Annotated in this window: 16 protein-coding genes; 7 read left to right on the top strand and 9 right to left on the bottom strand. The window is 36.5% G+C overall.

From position 1 onward, the window contains the following. Both ACIQYS_RS08960 and ACIQYS_RS08955 read right to left on the bottom strand, forming a co-directional pair. A complete protein-coding gene (locus tag ACIQYS_RS08960; RefSeq protein ID WP_402977909.1) occupies positions 1-1,938 on the bottom strand; it encodes an asparagine synthase-related protein in 1,938 nt (645 codons plus the stop codon). A 20-nt stretch (positions 1,939-1,958) separates the two neighbouring features. Next, entirely contained in the window at positions 1,959-2,249 is a 291-nt protein-coding gene (locus ACIQYS_RS08955; protein ID WP_402977906.1) for a lasso peptide biosynthesis PqqD family chaperone, read from the bottom strand. A gap of 1,134 nt (positions 2,250-3,383) precedes the next feature. On the opposite strand from ACIQYS_RS08955, the gene ACIQYS_RS08950 reads away from it, so the two are divergent. Next, a complete protein-coding gene (locus tag ACIQYS_RS08950; RefSeq protein WP_402977903.1) occupies positions 3,384-3,719 on the top strand; it encodes a transposase in 336 nt (111 codons plus the stop codon). 241 nt (positions 3,720-3,960) lie between these two features. Here the strand turns inward: ACIQYS_RS08950 and ACIQYS_RS08945 are convergent, their stop codons facing one another. Beyond that, positions 3,961-4,890, bottom strand: coding sequence for a LysR family transcriptional regulator (locus ACIQYS_RS08945; protein WP_402977900.1), 930 nt, complete (start codon positions 4,888-4,890; stop codon positions 3,961-3,963). A gap of 147 nt (positions 4,891-5,037) precedes the next feature. Here ACIQYS_RS08945 and ACIQYS_RS08940 point away from each other — a divergent pair, with 147 nt between their 5' ends. The 4 genes from ACIQYS_RS08940 to ACIQYS_RS08925 all read left to right on the top strand — a co-directional run bounded on the left by ACIQYS_RS08940 (position 5,038) and on the right by ACIQYS_RS08925 (position 6,890). Then, positions 5,038-5,481 carry a lipocalin-like domain-containing protein gene (locus ACIQYS_RS08940; RefSeq protein WP_402977897.1) on the top strand — a complete coding sequence of 148 codons (444 nt, stop codon included), beginning with the start codon at positions 5,038-5,040 and terminating at the stop codon, positions 5,479-5,481. A 297-nt stretch (positions 5,482-5,778) separates the two neighbouring features. Beyond that, a complete protein-coding gene (locus ACIQYS_RS08935) occupies positions 5,779-6,225 on the top strand; it encodes a VanZ family protein (protein WP_402977894.1) in 447 nt (148 codons plus the stop codon). Positions 6,226-6,270: 45 nt separating this feature from the next. Beyond that, positions 6,271-6,699, top strand: coding sequence for a VanZ family protein (locus ACIQYS_RS08930; RefSeq protein ID WP_402977891.1), 429 nt, complete (start codon positions 6,271-6,273; stop codon positions 6,697-6,699). Continuing rightward, entirely contained in the window at positions 6,696-6,890 is a 195-nt protein-coding gene (locus ACIQYS_RS08925; RefSeq protein ID WP_402977888.1) for a maltose acetyltransferase domain-containing protein, read from the top strand. The genes ACIQYS_RS08930 and ACIQYS_RS08925 overlap by 4 nt, the downstream gene beginning before the upstream one ends. A gap of 200 nt (positions 6,891-7,090) precedes the next feature. Here the strand turns inward: ACIQYS_RS08925 and ACIQYS_RS08920 are convergent, their stop codons facing one another. The 3 genes from ACIQYS_RS08920 to ACIQYS_RS08910 form a co-directional block, all read right to left on the bottom strand. Next, entirely contained in the window at positions 7,091-8,518 is a 1,428-nt protein-coding gene (locus tag ACIQYS_RS08920) for an amidase (protein WP_402977885.1), read from the bottom strand. 134 nt (positions 8,519-8,652) lie between these two features. Next, complete coding sequence (locus ACIQYS_RS08915) at positions 8,653-9,990, bottom strand: MFS transporter (RefSeq protein WP_402977882.1); 1,338 nt, start codon at positions 9,988-9,990, stop codon at positions 8,653-8,655. A gap of 258 nt (positions 9,991-10,248) precedes the next feature. After that, a complete protein-coding gene (locus tag ACIQYS_RS08910) occupies positions 10,249-11,970 on the bottom strand; it encodes a sigma-54 interaction domain-containing protein (RefSeq protein ID WP_402977879.1) in 1,722 nt (573 codons plus the stop codon). Between the two features lie 604 nt (positions 11,971-12,574). Here ACIQYS_RS08910 and ACIQYS_RS08905 point away from each other — a divergent pair. Together ACIQYS_RS08905 and ACIQYS_RS08900 are read left to right on the top strand one after the other, a co-directional pair. Further along, entirely contained in the window at positions 12,575-12,724 is a 150-nt protein-coding gene (locus ACIQYS_RS08905) for a YwzD family small protein (RefSeq protein WP_402977876.1), read from the top strand. Positions 12,725-12,923: 199 nt separating this feature from the next. Continuing rightward, positions 12,924-13,352: a VanZ family protein gene (locus tag ACIQYS_RS08900; protein ID WP_402977873.1), complete on the top strand. Its 429-nt coding sequence runs from the start codon at positions 12,924-12,926 to the stop codon at positions 13,350-13,352. A 124-nt stretch (positions 13,353-13,476) separates the two neighbouring features. Here ACIQYS_RS08900 and ACIQYS_RS08895 read toward each other — a convergent pair whose 3' ends face one another. Genes ACIQYS_RS08895 through ACIQYS_RS08885 form a run of 3 tightly spaced genes read right to left on the bottom strand, consistent with a single transcriptional unit; the run spans position 13,477 to position 17,723 of the window. Then, positions 13,477-13,890, bottom strand: a complete 414-nt coding sequence (locus ACIQYS_RS08895; RefSeq protein WP_402977870.1) for a carboxymuconolactone decarboxylase family protein — start codon at positions 13,888-13,890, stop codon at positions 13,477-13,479. Continuing rightward, positions 13,853-15,487, bottom strand: coding sequence for a thiamine pyrophosphate-binding protein (locus ACIQYS_RS08890; protein ID WP_402977867.1), 1,635 nt, complete (start codon positions 15,485-15,487; stop codon positions 13,853-13,855). Before ACIQYS_RS08890 ends, ACIQYS_RS08895 begins: the two co-directional genes overlap by 38 nt. Positions 15,488-15,491: 4 nt before the next feature. Next, positions 15,492-17,723 (bottom strand): EAL domain-containing protein, encoded by a 2,232-nt coding sequence (locus ACIQYS_RS08885; protein ID WP_402977864.1) that lies wholly within the window; start codon positions 17,721-17,723, stop codon positions 15,492-15,494. Positions 17,724-18,293 lie beyond the last annotated feature (570 nt).

Raw genomic sequence — 18,293 nt, 5'->3', positions numbered from 1 at the left:
TCACCCCCCTTCAAAGTTACTTTTCAAGAAGCGATACACACAAAGACAGCGCATCATCATTTTAAATCGAGCATCATAAATAAAGGAAGATGTAGGTACAGTTTGAACATCACTTAGCGCTTTTTTTATATTCTCGACATCTATATAACTCGTAATAATTGGATCATTTGTTAAATGCTTTATTTCACTAACAAAATCACTCCAAAAGGGAGTCATTCGATCAATGCCATCTGTCCCTTGTATTCCTCTAACTCTTTGATTTAATCGTATGGAATCCGGTAAAAAACCTTTCGTGGATCTTCGAATAAGGGATCGATCCATGCCATTTTGAACGTATTGCTCTTCAGGAACCGATAAACAAAATCGTATGATCCTCAAATCATTTGATGGATCACGATTCCAAGTTTTATAACGTAAAGAAAGCTTAGTTGCCATCGTTCCATTAATATTCCAATAAGCAAGCTTTTCGAAATTTTCCTTTCTAGCCTCATAAGCGTTGAAAGACACTTTATGTTCCATCCCATGTTGTTTCACTTTTTCATGTACGTTCATTTTTTTAGCAAAATGAACATTAATAGGTTGGAAGGTTGGATCCATCTCCATATTTTTGTTCCTATCCAGGATGGTAAAAGCTTTTCTCTTCGTTATGGATGTTATACGCGATTTAGGAACACCAATATTTTTACTATATTGATTCACTTCACGAAAATATGAAAAGATCTTCAATTTTTTTAGAAGCAGTGCCTGGTAGTCCAAGGGGGGGCCCCATGAGATAGACCAATTACCTCTTGCTCCGTTTAAAATGATTCCTACACCGTCATTACTTGCTTCTTCATAACATCCTTTTGACCAATAGGAATTGATAAAAAATTTATATGGCATCTCATAAATCTCTAACATTTCATCTATATCAGAAAGAGGGCTTTTCCCTTTAAAATCTAAAAAATTTGGTGAAATATTTCCTACATACTCTACAGTGGATTCTATTAAGTCTCTTTCATCTGCTACTCGCCTTTTTGGTGTCCAATCTTTAAAACCTTGAACAGGAATATAGCTGTATGTATGCAAAGTTTTATTTTCTTGCTTTAGAGCTTTAGCTGCAAAACTCGCTATGGAGCCTGAGTCCAGCCCACCACTTAAATAAGCGCCTACTTGGTGATTAGTTCGTATTCTAGCAGTAACCGCTTCTTGAAACACTTCTTGAAAGGCTTCAACATATTCTTCATCTGTTTTCAATTTCAAAACATCTTTTACTTGAACAACAGTATGTTGTCTTAAGAAGAATTTTCCTTCCTTAATAGAGATGGAATGGGCTGGTGGTACTTGATAGATATTATCGTAAGGAGTGATAAAGGGTTCGACTGTTTCAGTCATACCCGGTATGGCCAAATATTCGGCTAACCACTGTTCATTGAGCTGTTTTTTTATAAAAGGCAGAGTAAGCAACGGCTTAATGGTTGTACAAAAGGCAAACTTATCTATAAGTTGAGTGAAGTAGAGTGTACGACTTCCGGAAAAATCTCTAGCCCCAAAAAGTAGCTGTTCCTTTTCATCCCATATAATAAAAGCATAATCACCAATTAAATACTTAGGTGCTTCTTGTCCCCATTTACAGTAGGCTAACAATATTAATTGACTATCAGGGATCTCTTTTCTAACAATTGATTCGATTTGCAGTAGATTAAATAATTCTTTTCGATTGTCGATGATAGCATCCGTTGTGATAGTTAGTTGTCTTACCCTATCATAGTATGGTAGCTTCTCTCCAATAGATTCGGGTGTAATCCACTGTGCATGACATCCCAAAAAAACATTTTCTTTATGCCATACTTGAATATCATCTGCGGGATATTGTTGCAAAGATCCCATTATTCTATTTATGTTCTCTACTGCTACAGGTTCTTGATTCCTATGATAAATGCAAGCTATAGCGCTCATAATAACGTCTCCGATACAATTTAATAGATTTTGATTAATCCCTCGTTACGTAATTTCTCGATGAATGGAAGTAGATCAGTCTTACATTTCTCCTCTGTAACATCGTATTCAACTTGTATACTCTTTATCAAATTTTTTAAGGATACGGGTTCTTGCACACACTCCCAAATATATCCACCAATTACCCCCAGATTATAATACTTCCCATTTTTAATACTTAGCATGACTGTTTCTCCATCCATATTACTAATAATATTTCCCTCTACCTGAGTGACATATTGATCCAGATCACTTTTAAACTCTTGAAGCATAAAAGGTTATCTCCTTTCCTTATAATATGTTGACTCTAAAAAAAATATTGCATCATTATTTTAATAAATATTTATTTTTTTATAATCAAAAAGAACTATTGAAAAAGAGAGAGGTGATAAATCCCGCGTGGTCATTTTTGCCTACTAATACATCTACTTACAAAAAAATATTTATTGGTCTCATACCAATAAATGCGACGTTTCTTTAGCTAAATTAAACATTATCATCGAATATTCAAGAAATCAAGCGTTATATGCTAATAAATCAGAATTTTTTAAATTCAATAGTATTTAGAATGAACCATTACTTTTGGATTGTAAAAAATACTAACTAAAGTTTTGAGTGATTCTAAATACTAGTAATAATTTGATAATATAATACACGATACGCTAAAAGTATTATTAGATTGTCGAATTTTGGGTTTGTGCATTTAAAATGTAAATTACGGGTGGAAACACAATGAAAATGAGCCCATGTCAGAAGATATTCTTACAATTAATTACAATTCTATGATAAAAGCTATGCGTAAACTAGATGCAATAAATATTATTATTAAAACTATTTTTTCTGCGTTAAAAGTAAGCGTTAAATACTCCAGACTTCCTTGGAACAGAAAAAATACAGTGAATTCTGATAAATGACTACAATTTACTTGAAATAGGTAAGCTCGAAATAACATACTTTTGACGACCGGGGGCTTTATTTGTCGTTAGTATAAATAATGATTGGTTAAGTACTCTGGCTATTCAGTGATCATTTTACTTATTGCAATATTACTATTCTTACTATTAGCTACAATTCAACAGTAATTAGTAATCATAGATAAGAAAATGAAAAGCAGTCGAAATTAATATCTTGGACTGCATTTTTTGTGCGACGGTATATCGAAAGCCTAGTAGTCGAACAGGCAAAGCCTGAAAAACGTGTCCGTGTGCTAGAAATAAAAAATTCTTAAAAGTATCCAATTGCAAGCTTTGAATCTATCAATATCAAGTAGAGGAACTTATAAAATAAATGGTTCTCCAATAAACCGCTCTTATTAACAAATTGTCCAAATGGAATCTTACAAAATGTTAAATTGGATTCTGACATTTTGTCGAAATCATTAACAGAAGAGTGAATAGCTGATCAAAATGGTCGGGACCAATCCAATTATTAGACAATCTGGCGGAAAGCGGCCTCCATATCAGATTTTCAAACAAGGAAGGGCTGATTTTCGGGCTGCGCTATATCGAGTAGGTCGAAGTATGATGCTTCAAAATCCATCGATGCAGAAGAAGTATAAAGAAATGAAAGAGAGAGGAAAGAAAGCTGGGCAGATGTTTATTGCTTTGGGCAATCGTTTACTCCGACTTGCATACTCCATGATGACGAAGAAACAAGTGTATCATTCTACTAAGAAAGATTACTGTCTCCAGTCTGTGATCGCGAGTAAATTAAGTATGACGGGCGCAAGTTCATCCAACTGAACTTCTTGTAGCATAGGTATTTCACATTCAAAGTCGGCTTTTAGCCACCAATGGGGTGTGGATTTTTCAAAAAATACGTCAAACTAGTACATAACGATTATAAAACAGCGCTTGTTTTTCTTTATTCAGTACGAGTGACGCGTCCCTATGATGTCAAAGGCATTTTTTTCATTCTGACAATTTAATGCAATTCACTATTAAGTACGACTAACGCCCACAAACAGGTGGCGTTATTTGGCGTTTAACTATGGGTGCCAGGTTCCAAGTCATTTTTCGAGGTTTCAAGTTGTTCGAGTCGTGTTTTTAAAAACTGAATCCATGTTCTAGCCGCATGAGATATATAGCCATCTTTTTTCCATGCAATGCCGATTTGCCAATGGATTATTTCATCGATAAAAGGCAATACGTTAATCCCCATATGGGCTACCTTTAATTTATTTAGTTCGCTTTCGGGTAGAATTGCAATGCCCATATTGCGGGAAACCATTTCAAAGATGAATTTCCATTGAGCCGTTTCACATATTATTTTTGGTTTAAAACCAACTTTTTCACATTCCTGCGTTATATATTGTCGAATGGCGAAGCCTTGTCGAAAACTGATGAAATGTTCATCTTTTAATTCTCCCCATTTCACCCCTTCCTTACTTGCTAGGTGGTGTGTATGGTGCACAAGAAGTCGAAGTTCACCGCTCAAAAAAGGAATGTAATTCATCGGTTCATCCGTTGGTATTTCCTGAATAACCAAGTCAAGATCCCCATCAAGCAATGCCTTTTGTAAATTCTGTTCTCCATCTTCCACAAAGTGGATAAGGATATTAGGATATTGTTTGTGAAAATCTGACAAAATGTCTGTTAGAATATTGGTGCCGATTGAGGAAAAAATACCCATCTTGATGGACCCATTTTGAACATTTGTAATATCATCTAATTCTTGATAAAAATGTTGATATAGTTGAGAAATTTGTTGCCCATATTCATAGAGCAATTGACCTGTATCCGTCAGTTCCAGTTTTCTTGTTGTTCTTGCCAGTAACTGTACTCCTAATTCATTTTCTATATTTTTCACAACATTGCTAATCGTAGGTTGGGAAACAAATAATTGTTCGGCTGCTTTCGAAAAGCTTCCTTGCTTTGCGACCTCCATAAAGTACTGAATTTGTCTATTGTCCATTTTGCACCTCTATTTATAAGTTTTACAAATAAGTGTTATCAAAAGTATGTATTTTTCTTATATATATCTTAGGCTTATAATAATGTCTTAGAGGAAAATAATCAAGTGATTACAAGATGTAAGGTTAACTAATCGAGGAGGAATATCATGAATACGCAAACATCCAAAACATTACGTGAACAAGTGATTGGTACATGGTCATTATTATCTTACGAAACAAAAGATGAAAATGGAAATACGGTCTATCCTTTAGGAAAAGATGCAAAAGGGTTTATCATGTATAATCCAGACGGATATATGTCTGCTCAACTAATGGCAACCGGACGTCACCCTTACCAATCAGGAGACTTACATACAGGAACGACTGAAGAAATGGCAGAAGCAGCGCACGGTTATTTAGCTTATTCAGGTCGATTCGAAATAAATGAAGAAAAAAAAGAACTGACACATCACATGGATGTGAGCATGAATCCGACTTGGCTTAGTCAAGCCCAACCCCGCATTGCTTCAATAGATGGAGACCAGATTAAAATCTATAATGGTCTTAACCCGGTTGATAAATTGATATGGAAACGTGTGGATAAAAACTAAAAGTTACTTTTATATATAGAGCCCCAATAAAGACACTGACAAAATGTTCGTTGGACAATCCAGTGAATTCACTGGAGAAAAAGGTGCCAGATTCCGAATAAATTCAGAATCCGGCACCTTTTATGTTTGTTAATCCAATGTATTTACGATTGTCCCTATTAACTATTAGAGCAAAATGATATTGTACATTTTCAATTGACGGAATATTATATTTTCATATATTTTTTAGGGATTTGTCTGATATATTAATAGTAGAATTGTTAATTTGCATTTTAATTATAGAAGAGGAATTAAAATATGAAGAAAATTTTATCCTACATAGCAGTAATCTTATGGATGGCATTAATTTTTTATTTTTCTCACCAACCGGCTCATGAGTCGAACGAGTTGAGCACAGAGTTAACCGAGGTTATTGTAACAGCGGTAGAAAAAGTTGCTCCTCATTCTGATTTTATTGTTGGAAACTTAAACCATCTTGTTCGAAAGAATGCTCACTTTTTTATCTATTTAGTGCTAGGTGTGCTTCTTATACATTCCTTGCGGTTAAGTGGGGTACTCGGGTATAAGGGAATGGGACTAGCTTTATTCATTTGCGTAATGTATGCCATATCGGACGAAGTGCATCAGCTTTTTGTTCCCGGCAGGGGAGCACAGTTGAGGGATGTAGTTATTGATAGTGCGGGTGCCTTTGTTGGAATTGGGATTTATGTGGTGATTTTGTTTCGAACTCATGTAGATGGGTAGGCTGTTTACAAAAATGGAAGCAAATACGAAGAAAGGATGATTCCCATGATTTATCCGCTACTTACTATTTTTTGGAGTGCTTGGATCATAGTTGCGACAACTACTTCAGATGCATATATCTTCTTGCATTATCAAGTTGTCCAGTTTAGTTTTGAACCTTCTCCTAATTACCTGGATTTATTCATTACGAGTGATATCGAGTTAACAAGCCAATTTTATATTATACAAAAAACTGGTCATATACTGACGTTCGCTCTGTTGTACACATTATATCTTCTTTGGTGGAAGCGGTTTAGTTTTGCGCTTATAGTAACTGGTGTATTCGCAGCTTTTACGGAAGTACTTCAGCTGTACTTCAATCGAAACGGAAGATTGTTTGATGTTGGAATAGATTTTTTCGGGATTATGGTTGCTTATTTTGTCAGTGTTATTGTTGTGAAGAAGAGTGGACGAAATAGGAGGAGACTTGTATGAAATCCGAGAAAGAGAAGATGTTGGATGTGGAGCTGTATAATGCAGCTGATCCTGAATTATTAAACGATAGAATGAATGTACGAAGATTAACGAGATTATTTAATCACACAATCGAAACTGACGAAGCTCAACGTACAGAAAAGATGGTTGGTGGAATTCCTGCTAGGGTTATTAAAGAAGGCAGCATATGAAAGCAAGGAGCATACCCTCTAAAACGTTGGTCAAAATCGATCCAAACAGCATGTAGCAAATAAACAAAATAGCCGAATATCTGATTATAATAATCGTAATATACGGCTATTTGTCAAGTGCACGAAAGGGTACTCTTATTTTTATAATTTGAGCTTATGATTGTCTACAATCTAAGTTCCTTATCTAGATATTTTTAAGCTTACAAATTTTTGATTGGAAATTTCGCTGTATTAATGGAAAGCTTTTGTTCGAGCGCATAGCCAATTCGGTATAGCTCAGCTTCATCAAATTCTCGGCCAATAAATTGGGCGCCGATTGGCATTTCATCGGAAGAAAAACCGCACGGTATAGACAAGCTTGGGAATCCATTTAAGTTTGCCGGAGCAGTTAATTTAATAATGGACCAGCGAATATGCTGCCCAACATATTTTTCAATGTCGACATGGCGTTCATTTATTTTGGGCGGTAAGATCGGCAAGGTTGGAGTGAGAATTACATCTACTTCCTCTAATGCTCTATTAAACTCGTCTTTAGCAAGCTGACGTGTTTGTAGCGCCTGAGCATACTCAAATCCTTTTGTCTCAAGTGCTGTTAATAGACGTTCTTTTACCTCATCGTCCCATTGATCTGGATAATCACTTAAGTGTTGCTCATGAACCGCATAGGCCTCACTTCTTAAAATGTGTCTGTGTGCATCTGTGAATTTTTCAATGTTTGGTAACACAACTGGTTTGATAACCGCCCCAAGCTCACGCAATACCTCAACCGTATTTCCAATGATTTGTCTGATTTCCTCATTCATATCATCGAAAAAGAATGTGGAAGGAAGCCCAATTGTCATCCCCTCAATCCCTTTTCCGATAAGTCGGGAAAAGTCTTCAGCCTCCCGCTGAACCGAGGCAGGATCATTCGAATCATAGCCGGCAAGAGAATTAAGAAGGATGGCATTATCCATTACTGTTCGTGTTAAAGGTCCAACATGGTCAAGTGTCCATGAAAGAGGGAATACGCCATTTTTACTGATCAGTCCATAGGTTGGCTTCATTCCAACAACCCCGCAAAAGGAAGCCGGTATTCTGACAGATCCTCCTGTATCCGTGCCTAAAGATCCGAAGCATAAGCATGCAGAAACACTTGCTGCAGAACCGCTGCTAGATCCTCCAGTCATTTTTTGCGGATCATGAGGATTTCTGACAGGTCCATAAAAAGAACGGTCGCCTGTAGGACCATATGCAAACTGATGGGTATTCAATTTTCCGACGATGATAGCACCGGCATTCTTTAGCATGTCAACTACTGTCGCATTAGACTTCGGCATGTAATTCTGATATATTTCAGATCCCATCGTCGTTTTCAAGTTATTCGTATAGATTAAATCTTTTAATCCTATTGCAATCCCGTGAAGAGGTCCTTTGTACAGACCTGCTTCGATTTCCTCATCAGCTTTTTTTGCTTGTAGCAATACATCTTCACGATCTACCGTAATAAAAGAATTAATGACTGGATCTACCTCTTCGATAAGATCTAGAAGTTGTGAAGTGATTTCCACAACTGATACCTCTTTTTCCTTAATCAGTTTAGATAATTTCATAATGTCATAGGTTAATAAATCTTCTTTTGTTTTCAATCTCAGTTCACTCCTTTTAAATTTCTTGTGGCTTTAACCGTTATCATCCAACTGATCTATCTAATGGATTTTATTTATAAAGTTGTCTTGGTTACTTTTGATTGTATAGGATGTAATTTGATAGCCAGTAATCTTCATGTTTGGGGTTTAACTTTAGGACTCTTTAAAGACCTCTTACTATACATTTCGGACTGACCCGGTTTAACAAACATCATGGCCACCATGCCGATAACAACTGCTACAACCGCCGCGATAAACATAGAAGGGTAACCATAGTTAATCACCAAAACTCCTGTTAATGTAGGAGCTATAATGGTTGCTAAGTTACAAATAAAATGTGAAATACCGCCATAGGTTCCTGCAAGATTCGGTTCTGTATCAAGAATGACCGTCCAGTACACCGAGTTAGGCAAAAAGTTGAAAGCATTTCCGATACACATCAAAGCCATCACTCCAACAACACTGTCGGTAAATGGAATGAGAACAAAACAAACAGCTGTCAAGAATAGTGATACAACAGCAAGTCCTGAGCGTGCAATTCGTAAATTTCCTGTTTTTCTCCTCAAATAATCTGATAGCCTTCCGCCAAGGATGACTGTAAAACATGCACCAATCCATGGAATCATCCCTAAATACCAGAGTGCAGAAAGTTGAAAACCGTAGACATCCTGAAGGTATTTCGGTGTCCAAGTTAAAAATAGAAATGTAATGTATTGCAAAGCAAAATAACCAATTGCATTAAAAACAAGTGTTGGATTTTTGAAAAAGTGATACCATTTATTCGTGTGAACACCATTAGATTCAACTAATTTTTCATTTATGAGAAGATCATCTTTGGAATTGATGAGTGCTAATTCTTCTTTCGATACCCTTGGATTATCTTCCGGTTTATCTGTAAACACTTTGGTCCATACTATTACCCATAAAATCCCTAGCGTTCCTAGAATGATAAACATCATTCTCCAACTGGTGATAGATAATAATCCAACAGCTATTGGGGCAGTCAATAACGCGCCCAAGGGACTTCCCAATAGGCCTAGTGATGCAGCGAAACCTCGCTCTTTCGGTGCTGCCCAATTGGCATTTGTCCGGTTGATGGTTGAAAATGCCGGTCCTTCCGCAAATCCAAATAAAATACGGAACACTGCGAAACCAGCCAAAGTAGATCCTCCAAAAAGCATCATACCAATTTCACCTGCAAAGGCAGTGGCTATCTCAAATATAGACCATCCTATACCAATGATGATCCACACGAACTTCGGTCCCTTAATATCCGCTAGCATGCCACCTAAAATTGAACCGAAGAGATAACCATAACCAAAAAAACCAAGTACGGCTCCCCAAGAAACATGATCAAAACCAAATTCACTAATGATGGCCTGTTGTGCATATGAAAGAGCACCACGGTCAACATAGTTAATAACAGTCATAAAAACAATCATACCCATAATGAAGTAACGATAATTTTTCATATTTTCCTCCTTTGAAAACGCTCTCTTTTTTGAAACGCTGTCACTTACAATATAACTACTACATGATCATTCTTCTGAATCCCCTTCCTCAAAATAGTTCACATCGTTAACAATGCAATTTTGATGCCAAAACAATTTTTGACTGAAAATACGAAGAAATAATAAATCTAATTGATTAATAACAACATTGAAAATAAAACCTATGCAATTCTGCATAGGTTTTATGTAATCTTGCATAGATTTTTTCTGAAGCATATATCAAACTTTTAATTTTTGAAGTTTCCTACTGATTGTAGACTGATCTACTTTTAACGCTTTGGCAATTTCTGTAGTAGTATAATAGCGCTGTTTTGCTAAATGTAAGAGTTGCTTCTCTGCCATTTCTAAACATTCCTTTAAAGGTATAATTTCATTTACCTCTACTTGTTTCTTATATTCAGAACTCTTAGATCTATATGGAAAGTATCCATCAGATATCTCGTCTTCATCCGAAATGACAATTAATCGTTCAACAATATTCTGTAGTTCCCGAACATTTCCAGGCCAATCATATTGTTGTAGTGCCTCGATTAGCTCTAGAGAAAAAGAATTGTTCTTAGAATATTTATCGTTATAATAATCCATAAAATGCATTAATAGAGGCACGATATCCTCTTTTCTTTCTCTTAAAGCAGGAATATGGATTGGTACTACATTTAATCGATAAAATAAATCTTCCCGGAACGAACCTTTTTGTACTTCTTCTTCGAGTTCTCGATTTGTAGCCGCAATTATTCTGACATTCACCTTAATAGGATTTGAGCTCCCGATTCTAGTAATCTCCTGTTCTTGTAGGACTCGAAGGAGCTTTACTTGTAAAACGTAAGGCATTTCCGCTACTTCATCCAAAAACAACGTTCCTTCACTGGCAAGCTCGAATAGTCCCATTTTCCCGCCCTTATTTGCACCTGTAAATGCTCCACTTTCATAACCAAATAATTCGGATTCCAATAAGCTCTCTGGAATAGCACCGCAGTTAATTTTTATAAAAGGTTTATCCTTCCTTGAACTTTTTTGGTGAATGAAGCTCGCAATTACTTCCTTTCCAACACCTGATTCTCCTAATATTAAAACTGTAGAATCAACAACAGCTACTTTCTCGGCTAAATACATACTTTTTTCCATTTCACGACTACAAAAAATGATTTCATTTTCCGACATTCTTTGTTTACGCAAACTCTTTAATTCTTCCTTGTAACCACTTAAGAGCCTGTTAGCCTCCTCCAATTCTGAGTGTAATCTGCTTTCTTCTGTTATATCTCTAGAGGCATTAACGACTCTGATAACATTCCCTTTTTCATCTTTTATTGGGGTTCCAACAACCATTAATCTTCTGCCTGTACTTGTTGTTTGAAAAGCAGCTACTTTTTCTTTTTTTTCTAAAACCATTAGCGTTATAGACGGCTTGACAATCCCTTTTTGTTCCAAGTCAGCAACGTTCCTGCCAACTAGTTCCTCAGGTTCCTGTCCCCACAATTTCTTTGCAGCGTTACTGACTCTAAGTGTTTTTCCATTCTGATCTGAGACATAAATGACATCAAAACTTAAATCAAAAATGGCCTTTAAATCCTCTTCAAAAAAATAATTATTTTGGTCTATTAACTGGTCTTTATGATTCAAAAGAATGATTATTCCTTCTACATGATTGTTTTTAATGATTGGAAACAATGAAAACAAGAGTGTTTCACCATCCGTAATCTCATAGAGAGTTGAGACCATCATTTTATTTTTTATTACTTTATTTAAAGCATTTCTTATTGTGTCATGATCAAATAACTTTTCGAGCTGTTTCTCGGAACTAAGATCTATTAGATCTTTCAATGCTGGGCTAATAAATTGAATCTCTTTTTCTGTATTAATTATTGTGAAAGGAATTTTAGCATGTATAAACAATTCACTAATTGATTTTTGTATGGATAAATGTTGATTGCACAAAGACAATTGTAGAACCCCCTCTTATTTTCATTAAATAATTTTAGAATGGAAAGTATATTAAGAATATTCATCCTGCTTGTTTGCAAATAAAGAATATCTAACTTTAAGAAGTTAGTTGCCGTTGAAAGAAAATTCTTAATATTATTGTACTACAAAAAATGATAGGGGTAATTTTTATATACATCTCTTAAGAAATAGATTTTTAATGATTGGTGCGAAGATCTTTCCTATACATTCCTCGTACAAAAACCTTTGTTTGAGGGAAACAAAACATGATGTACCAATCAAAGAACTTACATAGTTAACTTCTGGCATTCTAGCGACAATATCAACGGCTCCCTTCATACTAGTAAGTCCCACATCTAATTTCACTCAAAAAATGAATATCTATGAATAATGAAAAAGTCGGTCGTTATGTAGGTGAATTGGGAGATAGTGTAATAGCAAGTAGAATCCTGATAAGTCCCTGATTATAAATCAGGCTTACTTTAAAATTTATAGATCACGACTCGTTTCGACATTATATTTAATTACTTTGTAGTACAATGTTTGGAAAGTTTATTGTTTATTAATCTATAAACATGTAGTGATAACATAGGGGGATTGTTGCGTGACAACAGCAGAATTACAAGAAGAATTCAAGCGTATTTTAGAATATGGGTATCATCTAGGTAATGAAAATGATTCGATTAATACGGATGATATTATAAGAGAGTTATCCGAGCAACTGAGAAACTTGTTGGATAAGAATAAAATTTGACAAGGATGAAATAGAAGGACTAATTAGCTCGCTTTGTTGTTTCTTTTGGTTTTAGGTAGAGCGGTACAGATGAGGGATATGCTTATTGATAGTGAGAATACATTTGATAGAATTGAAGTTTCTGTAATAATTTTGTTACGAACTTATGTGGATGGGTAAGCTTTGTCCAAGATGCAAATAAGAAAAAAGGATGATTCCTATGATTTATCCGCTACTTACTATTTTGTGGAGTGCTTGGATACTAGTTGCGACAACTACTTCAGATGCATATATCTTCTTGTGTGATCAAGTTGTCCAGTTTAGTTTTGAACCTTCTCCCAATTTCCTGGATTTATTCATTACGAGTGATATCGAGTTAAAAAGCCAATTTTATATTATACAAAAAACTGGTCATATGCTGACGTTCGCTCTGTTGTACACATTATATCTTCTTTGGTGGAAGCGGTTTAGTTTTGCACTTATAGTAACTGGTGTATTTGCAGCTTTTACGGAAGTACTTCAGCTGTACTTCAATCGAAACGGAAGATTGTTTGATGTTGGAATAGATTTTTTCGGGATTATGGTTTCTTATTTTGTCAGTGTTATTGTTGTGAAGAGGAGTGGACGAAATAGGAGAAGACTTGTATGAAATCCAAGAAAGAGAAGATGTTGGATGTGGAGCTGTATGATGCAGCTGATCCTGAATTGCGGCCCTGTGTATGAAACAATTCAAAATTAGAATTGTTTCATACACAGGGCCATTTCAAATCTTGTTATCGTGTTTCTTTAAAAATCTCCCCAGCGATTCCCATTGCCTGAACAGCTTTTGGGAACCCGACGTATCCGGCACAGTGGATGATGAGCTCGATTATTTCTTCTTTGGTAAGCCCGACATTTAGCGCTGCTTGTAAGTGAACTCTTAGCTGATCGAACGCTCCTTGTGTGATCAGTGCTGTGAGTGTGATCACTTCCCGTTGTGAGTGGGAGAGCTTATTTCTGCCGTAGAGATCTCCAAAGCCGAAGGACACAATCATCTCCCAAAAGTCTGGTGAAATATTTTGGATTCCTGCCATGCCATTTCGTACTTCTTCGGAAAATAATGCTTCCATTGCTTGTATTCCGGCCTCGTATCGCTTGTTATTTTCCATCTTACTGCCTCCCCATAGTTGGTGGAATTTCGTTTTCATCGACTAATACTTCAATCACGATTGGTTTATTTGTTTCTTTCATTTTATGTAATGATTCTTTTATTCTATCAGTTAAATCAAAAGGGTTATGACAAGTATATGCTTCTAGTCCCATCGATTCGGCAAATCTGGTTGCATCCAGCGGAGTCTCGTACACACCACCAATAGAGGTGCCAATCATTTTTTGCATTCCTTTTTCCACCATATCGAGTCGTCCATTGTTCAACACGACAAACAAGACAGAGGAGTTATAATTGTACGCTGTGGAAAGTTCGGTACCGTGCATGAACATACATCCATCCCCGACTAAGCATACAATTGTTTCTTTTGGAGCTGCTAGTTTTGCGCCTATGGAATAGCCAATCCCGTTACCCATTGCACCGAATATATCATCAAAGAAGAAAGTCCCAGGCTTATATATGTCAAAGTATTTAATGCCGTAAAAAGAGTGGCTTCCATCATCTCCAAAAACAATCGCGTCATCTGGAAGTGCATAACGCATCGCCCGTAATACTTGGACTGCCGACATTCGCTCTCCTGGATTATTTTCCTCTAGTTGAATCCACTCGAGTGGTGTTAAAAATGCTTCGCTATCGGTTTTTGGTATATCCTTTAAAATAGCCGTCAGATTCGCTTTTATATCACCGAGTATCGGAGTAGTTGGTACTTGAATCGATTTTCCGATAAAAGTTGGGTCATAATCGAAGTGAATGACGTGCTCTGGATACATCGATTCCGCTAATCCGGCAGTGGACATATCACTTAGTTTGGAACCGATGACAAGGAGTAGGTCAATCTTTTCTTGTAAGTATGCGGTAGCCTCATCGGTACCACCTAATCCGAATGCTCCTAGTGACAACGTATGATTGGAAGGAAATGCTCCTTTTCCTCCTGGTGTAGTAATTACAGGGATGTTCCAATGCTCCGCAAGATGCTGTACTTCTTCGTAAGCTTTACTGGAATGAACGCCTTTTCCTAGGAATAGAAGGGGACGCTTCGCTCCATTCAGTTTATCGATGACTTCACTCGTTTTAGGTGATATCATTTCATGAGACATTGGTAACTCCAGTTGGAACGGTTCAATCTCATCTAATAAAATATCAAACGGAATGGACAGATGTACGGGTCCTTTTACACCAGATAACGCTTTTTCTAGGGCATGCTGAAGGAATGGTTGTAGCATATCTCCTCGTTCTACTCGTGCACTAAACTTCGTGACAGATCTAAACATGTCTACTAGATCAGCTCCAAATAAGCTGGAATCTTGTCCCATTGCTTTTCCAGTGTCTTTCATTGAAGGGTGTCCTGTAATGATTAACAGTGGTAGATTTGAGGCTTTCGCTTGTCCAGCAGCAGTAAGAAGGTTAGTCCCCCCAGGTCCAGAAGTCCCAACTGCGACCCCAATTTTCTGATTCATCAACGCGTATCCAGAAGCTTCAAACCCTGCAGCTGCTTCGTGTTTACTTAATACAAATTCCATATCGTGGCGTAATACCTCAAATAATATTGGGGAAATTGCCTTTCCTGGAATACCAAAAATATGATGGATTCCCCAATGTTTAAAATTTGCTACTAAAACGGATGAAGTTGTTTTCATGACATCATTCTCCTTCTTTAGTTAAATAAATCTTCTCAATTTCGCCAGCAGGAAGTGGTTTGCTAAAGAAATAACCTTGTGTAATATCACACTGATGGTTTTTCAGAAATTCAAGCTGTTCCTTTGTTTCCACTCCTTCTGCTATCACCTCTTTATGGAGGTTGTGTGCTAAAGTGATAATTGCGTTTACAATTACGGCGTCCTTCTCACTGTTCATTAATTCGCTAACAAAAGACTTGTCGATCTTAATGTAGTCAATCGGAAAATTTTTAAGATAATTAAGCGAGCTATAGCCTGTCCCAAAATCATCAATACTGATGCCAATACCGAGTGCTTTTAGCTGTTCTAATACTTGAATAGAGTATTCGTACTCCATTGCCATATATTCAGTAATTTCTACGACCAAATATGCTGGATCAAGCGCTGTACGTTCGAGCACCTCTTCCATATATGGTATGAGATTACCAGTAAGGAACTGTTGCGTCGATAAATTAACGGAGATTTTGACTGGCGTCATTCCAGCGTCTTGCCATTTTTTATTTTGTGAACAAGCCTCATCGATGACCCATTCTCCGATTTGGGTGATCAAACCGTTTTCTTCTGCCAGTTTTATGAACTTTCCTGGTGGTATTAGACCGAACATAGGATGCTGCCAGCGAATTAACGCTTCAAATCCAACCAATTTACCGGTATCGTTATTAATTTGGGACTGATAATGAAGAACAAACTCGTTTTTCTCCAGAGCTCTTCTTAAATCGACCTCGAGCATATATTCGTCCATCATGACATCTAATAATTCAGAGGTATGAACGACATAGCAATTTTTTCCTTGAGATTTTGCCTGGTACATCGCATTATCAGCGTAGATCATGAGCTGTTCCATTGAGATTGGATAGTCCGGATAAATCGCAACCCCAATACTTGCTGTCGTATGTAATTCTTTGTTTTTGATCTGAAAAGGCTGTCGAATTAGATGGAGTATTTCTTTCGCTTTTTTCATGACATAATCAGGATCCTCAAAGTCTTCCAATAGGAAAACAAATTCATCGCCACCCAAACGTGCAAGTATATCATTTTCTCCAAGACAAACACCTAAACGCTTGCTGACCTCCTTCAGAAGTTTATCTCCGTACGAGTGATTAAAATTATCATTAATGATTTTAAAACGGTCCAAATCTATGTATAAAAGAGCTAATGTCCGATCTTTACCTGCGTGTAGTTCTTTTGTGACGGCTTCTAGTTCTTTTTGAACAAATCGTCTATTAGGTAGATTGGTTAAATCATCATGATAAGCCAAGTAGTTATATTTCTCTTGCAATGAGTAACGATCCGAAATATCCCTAAACTGACCAAAAGCACCGATCATTTTGTCCTCCTCATAAATTGGCTGCGCATCAAACAAGCAGACAATAAGATTACCGTCGGCGTCTTTGAACTTTAATTCTTCATTTTCCACTATTTTTCCATGGTCTAAAACTTCTTTAAAATACGCACCCGTTAAAGAAGACTCACAAATATTTCTTCCCATTACCGAATCTCTGCTATTATTCGAAATTATTTCCGCAAAACTATTAAACTCGGTAGTAATTCCTTTCTCATCAGTAATGACGATGCCATTTCTAGTTTTGCTTAACATAATCTGATTCATAATATTAAGCTTCTTATTTTGTTTCCTTAATAATAGTTCCCTTTCAATGGAATCGACTGCCTGGGTAAGCATCGTTAAGAAAAGTTCATTCTGAAACTGGATAGGCATCATGATGCACACACTGCCAAGCAAGTTATCTTCATCTGTATAGTGAAAGGCGGTCCCATAACAAGCAATTCCATGCAGAAATGTATGATAATGTTGCCCACCAATCAAACTGATCGGGTGCTTTTGTTGCAAAGATAAACTAATGACATTCGTGCCTGTATCTTCTTGAGTAAATAAGCTACCGGGTTTAATCCCAAATTGTTCAATAGTAGACTTGATCGTTTCGTCTCCTTCAATTTCAAGCAGAAAACCAGTTGCATCCGAAACAACAACAAGTATCGGAGTACCTTTTAAGGAATCGAGTAACTTATTTGAGAAAAAACGCACTACCGAAAGTATCTCACTATATGATTTTCGCTTCTCTTCAAATGGTCCCTCGCTTAAAAATTTCCTTGGCCTTGCTACCTCATTCGGATCCATCCCGGCCTTTATGCACATTTTTTTAGACTCAGTAATGTAGTATGGTTCCATCGTATTCATGTTTCCCTCCTAAAGCCTTTTATTCTAATATATACCCTAATCTAAAAGTTTATTTAGTTGTTATTTAAAATAGCAAATAATAATTCGTGTTTGTGAAGTTGGTGTGTTAAAAAAAACTATGTGAAAAGAATTCCAAGTTACTATTTTAATGTACTTTAGGGTGGAATTCAAATGGGAGGGGAGGCGGATGTGGTGGGAATTCCCTGTGTAAGACACAATTGACTACAATTTTTCGGATGAAGTGCATCAGCTATTGATTCAGAGAAGCAAAATGATGCGTACTTGCATCACAAATAATTCTGATAGTAGAATCTAATTTTCTTGAAATAGGTATGTACATGAAGGCCTCCCTTTGTAAGGAACAACTCTGACAATAGTCTATAAATCTATCTCTGATATGCAGAAATCCTATCAGTTATCGGGCTTCACTTTAGAAGCTCGTACCTTCTACACCGTAGTGCTAAATTATCGATTTAAATTCTTGGAATTTAAATAATTATTTTAATCGTATAAGCGAACATTCTATTCCTAAGCCATTTAATAGAATGTAGAAACCTGATAAGACCCTTT

The organism is Psychrobacillus sp. NPDC096426 (assembly GCF_044762745.1).
Classification (GTDB): domain Bacteria; phylum Bacillota; class Bacilli; order Bacillales_A; family Planococcaceae; genus Psychrobacillus.
The sequence above is the reverse complement of the archived record's forward strand: the minus strand, read 5'-3'. Positions and strand labels throughout refer to the sequence as shown.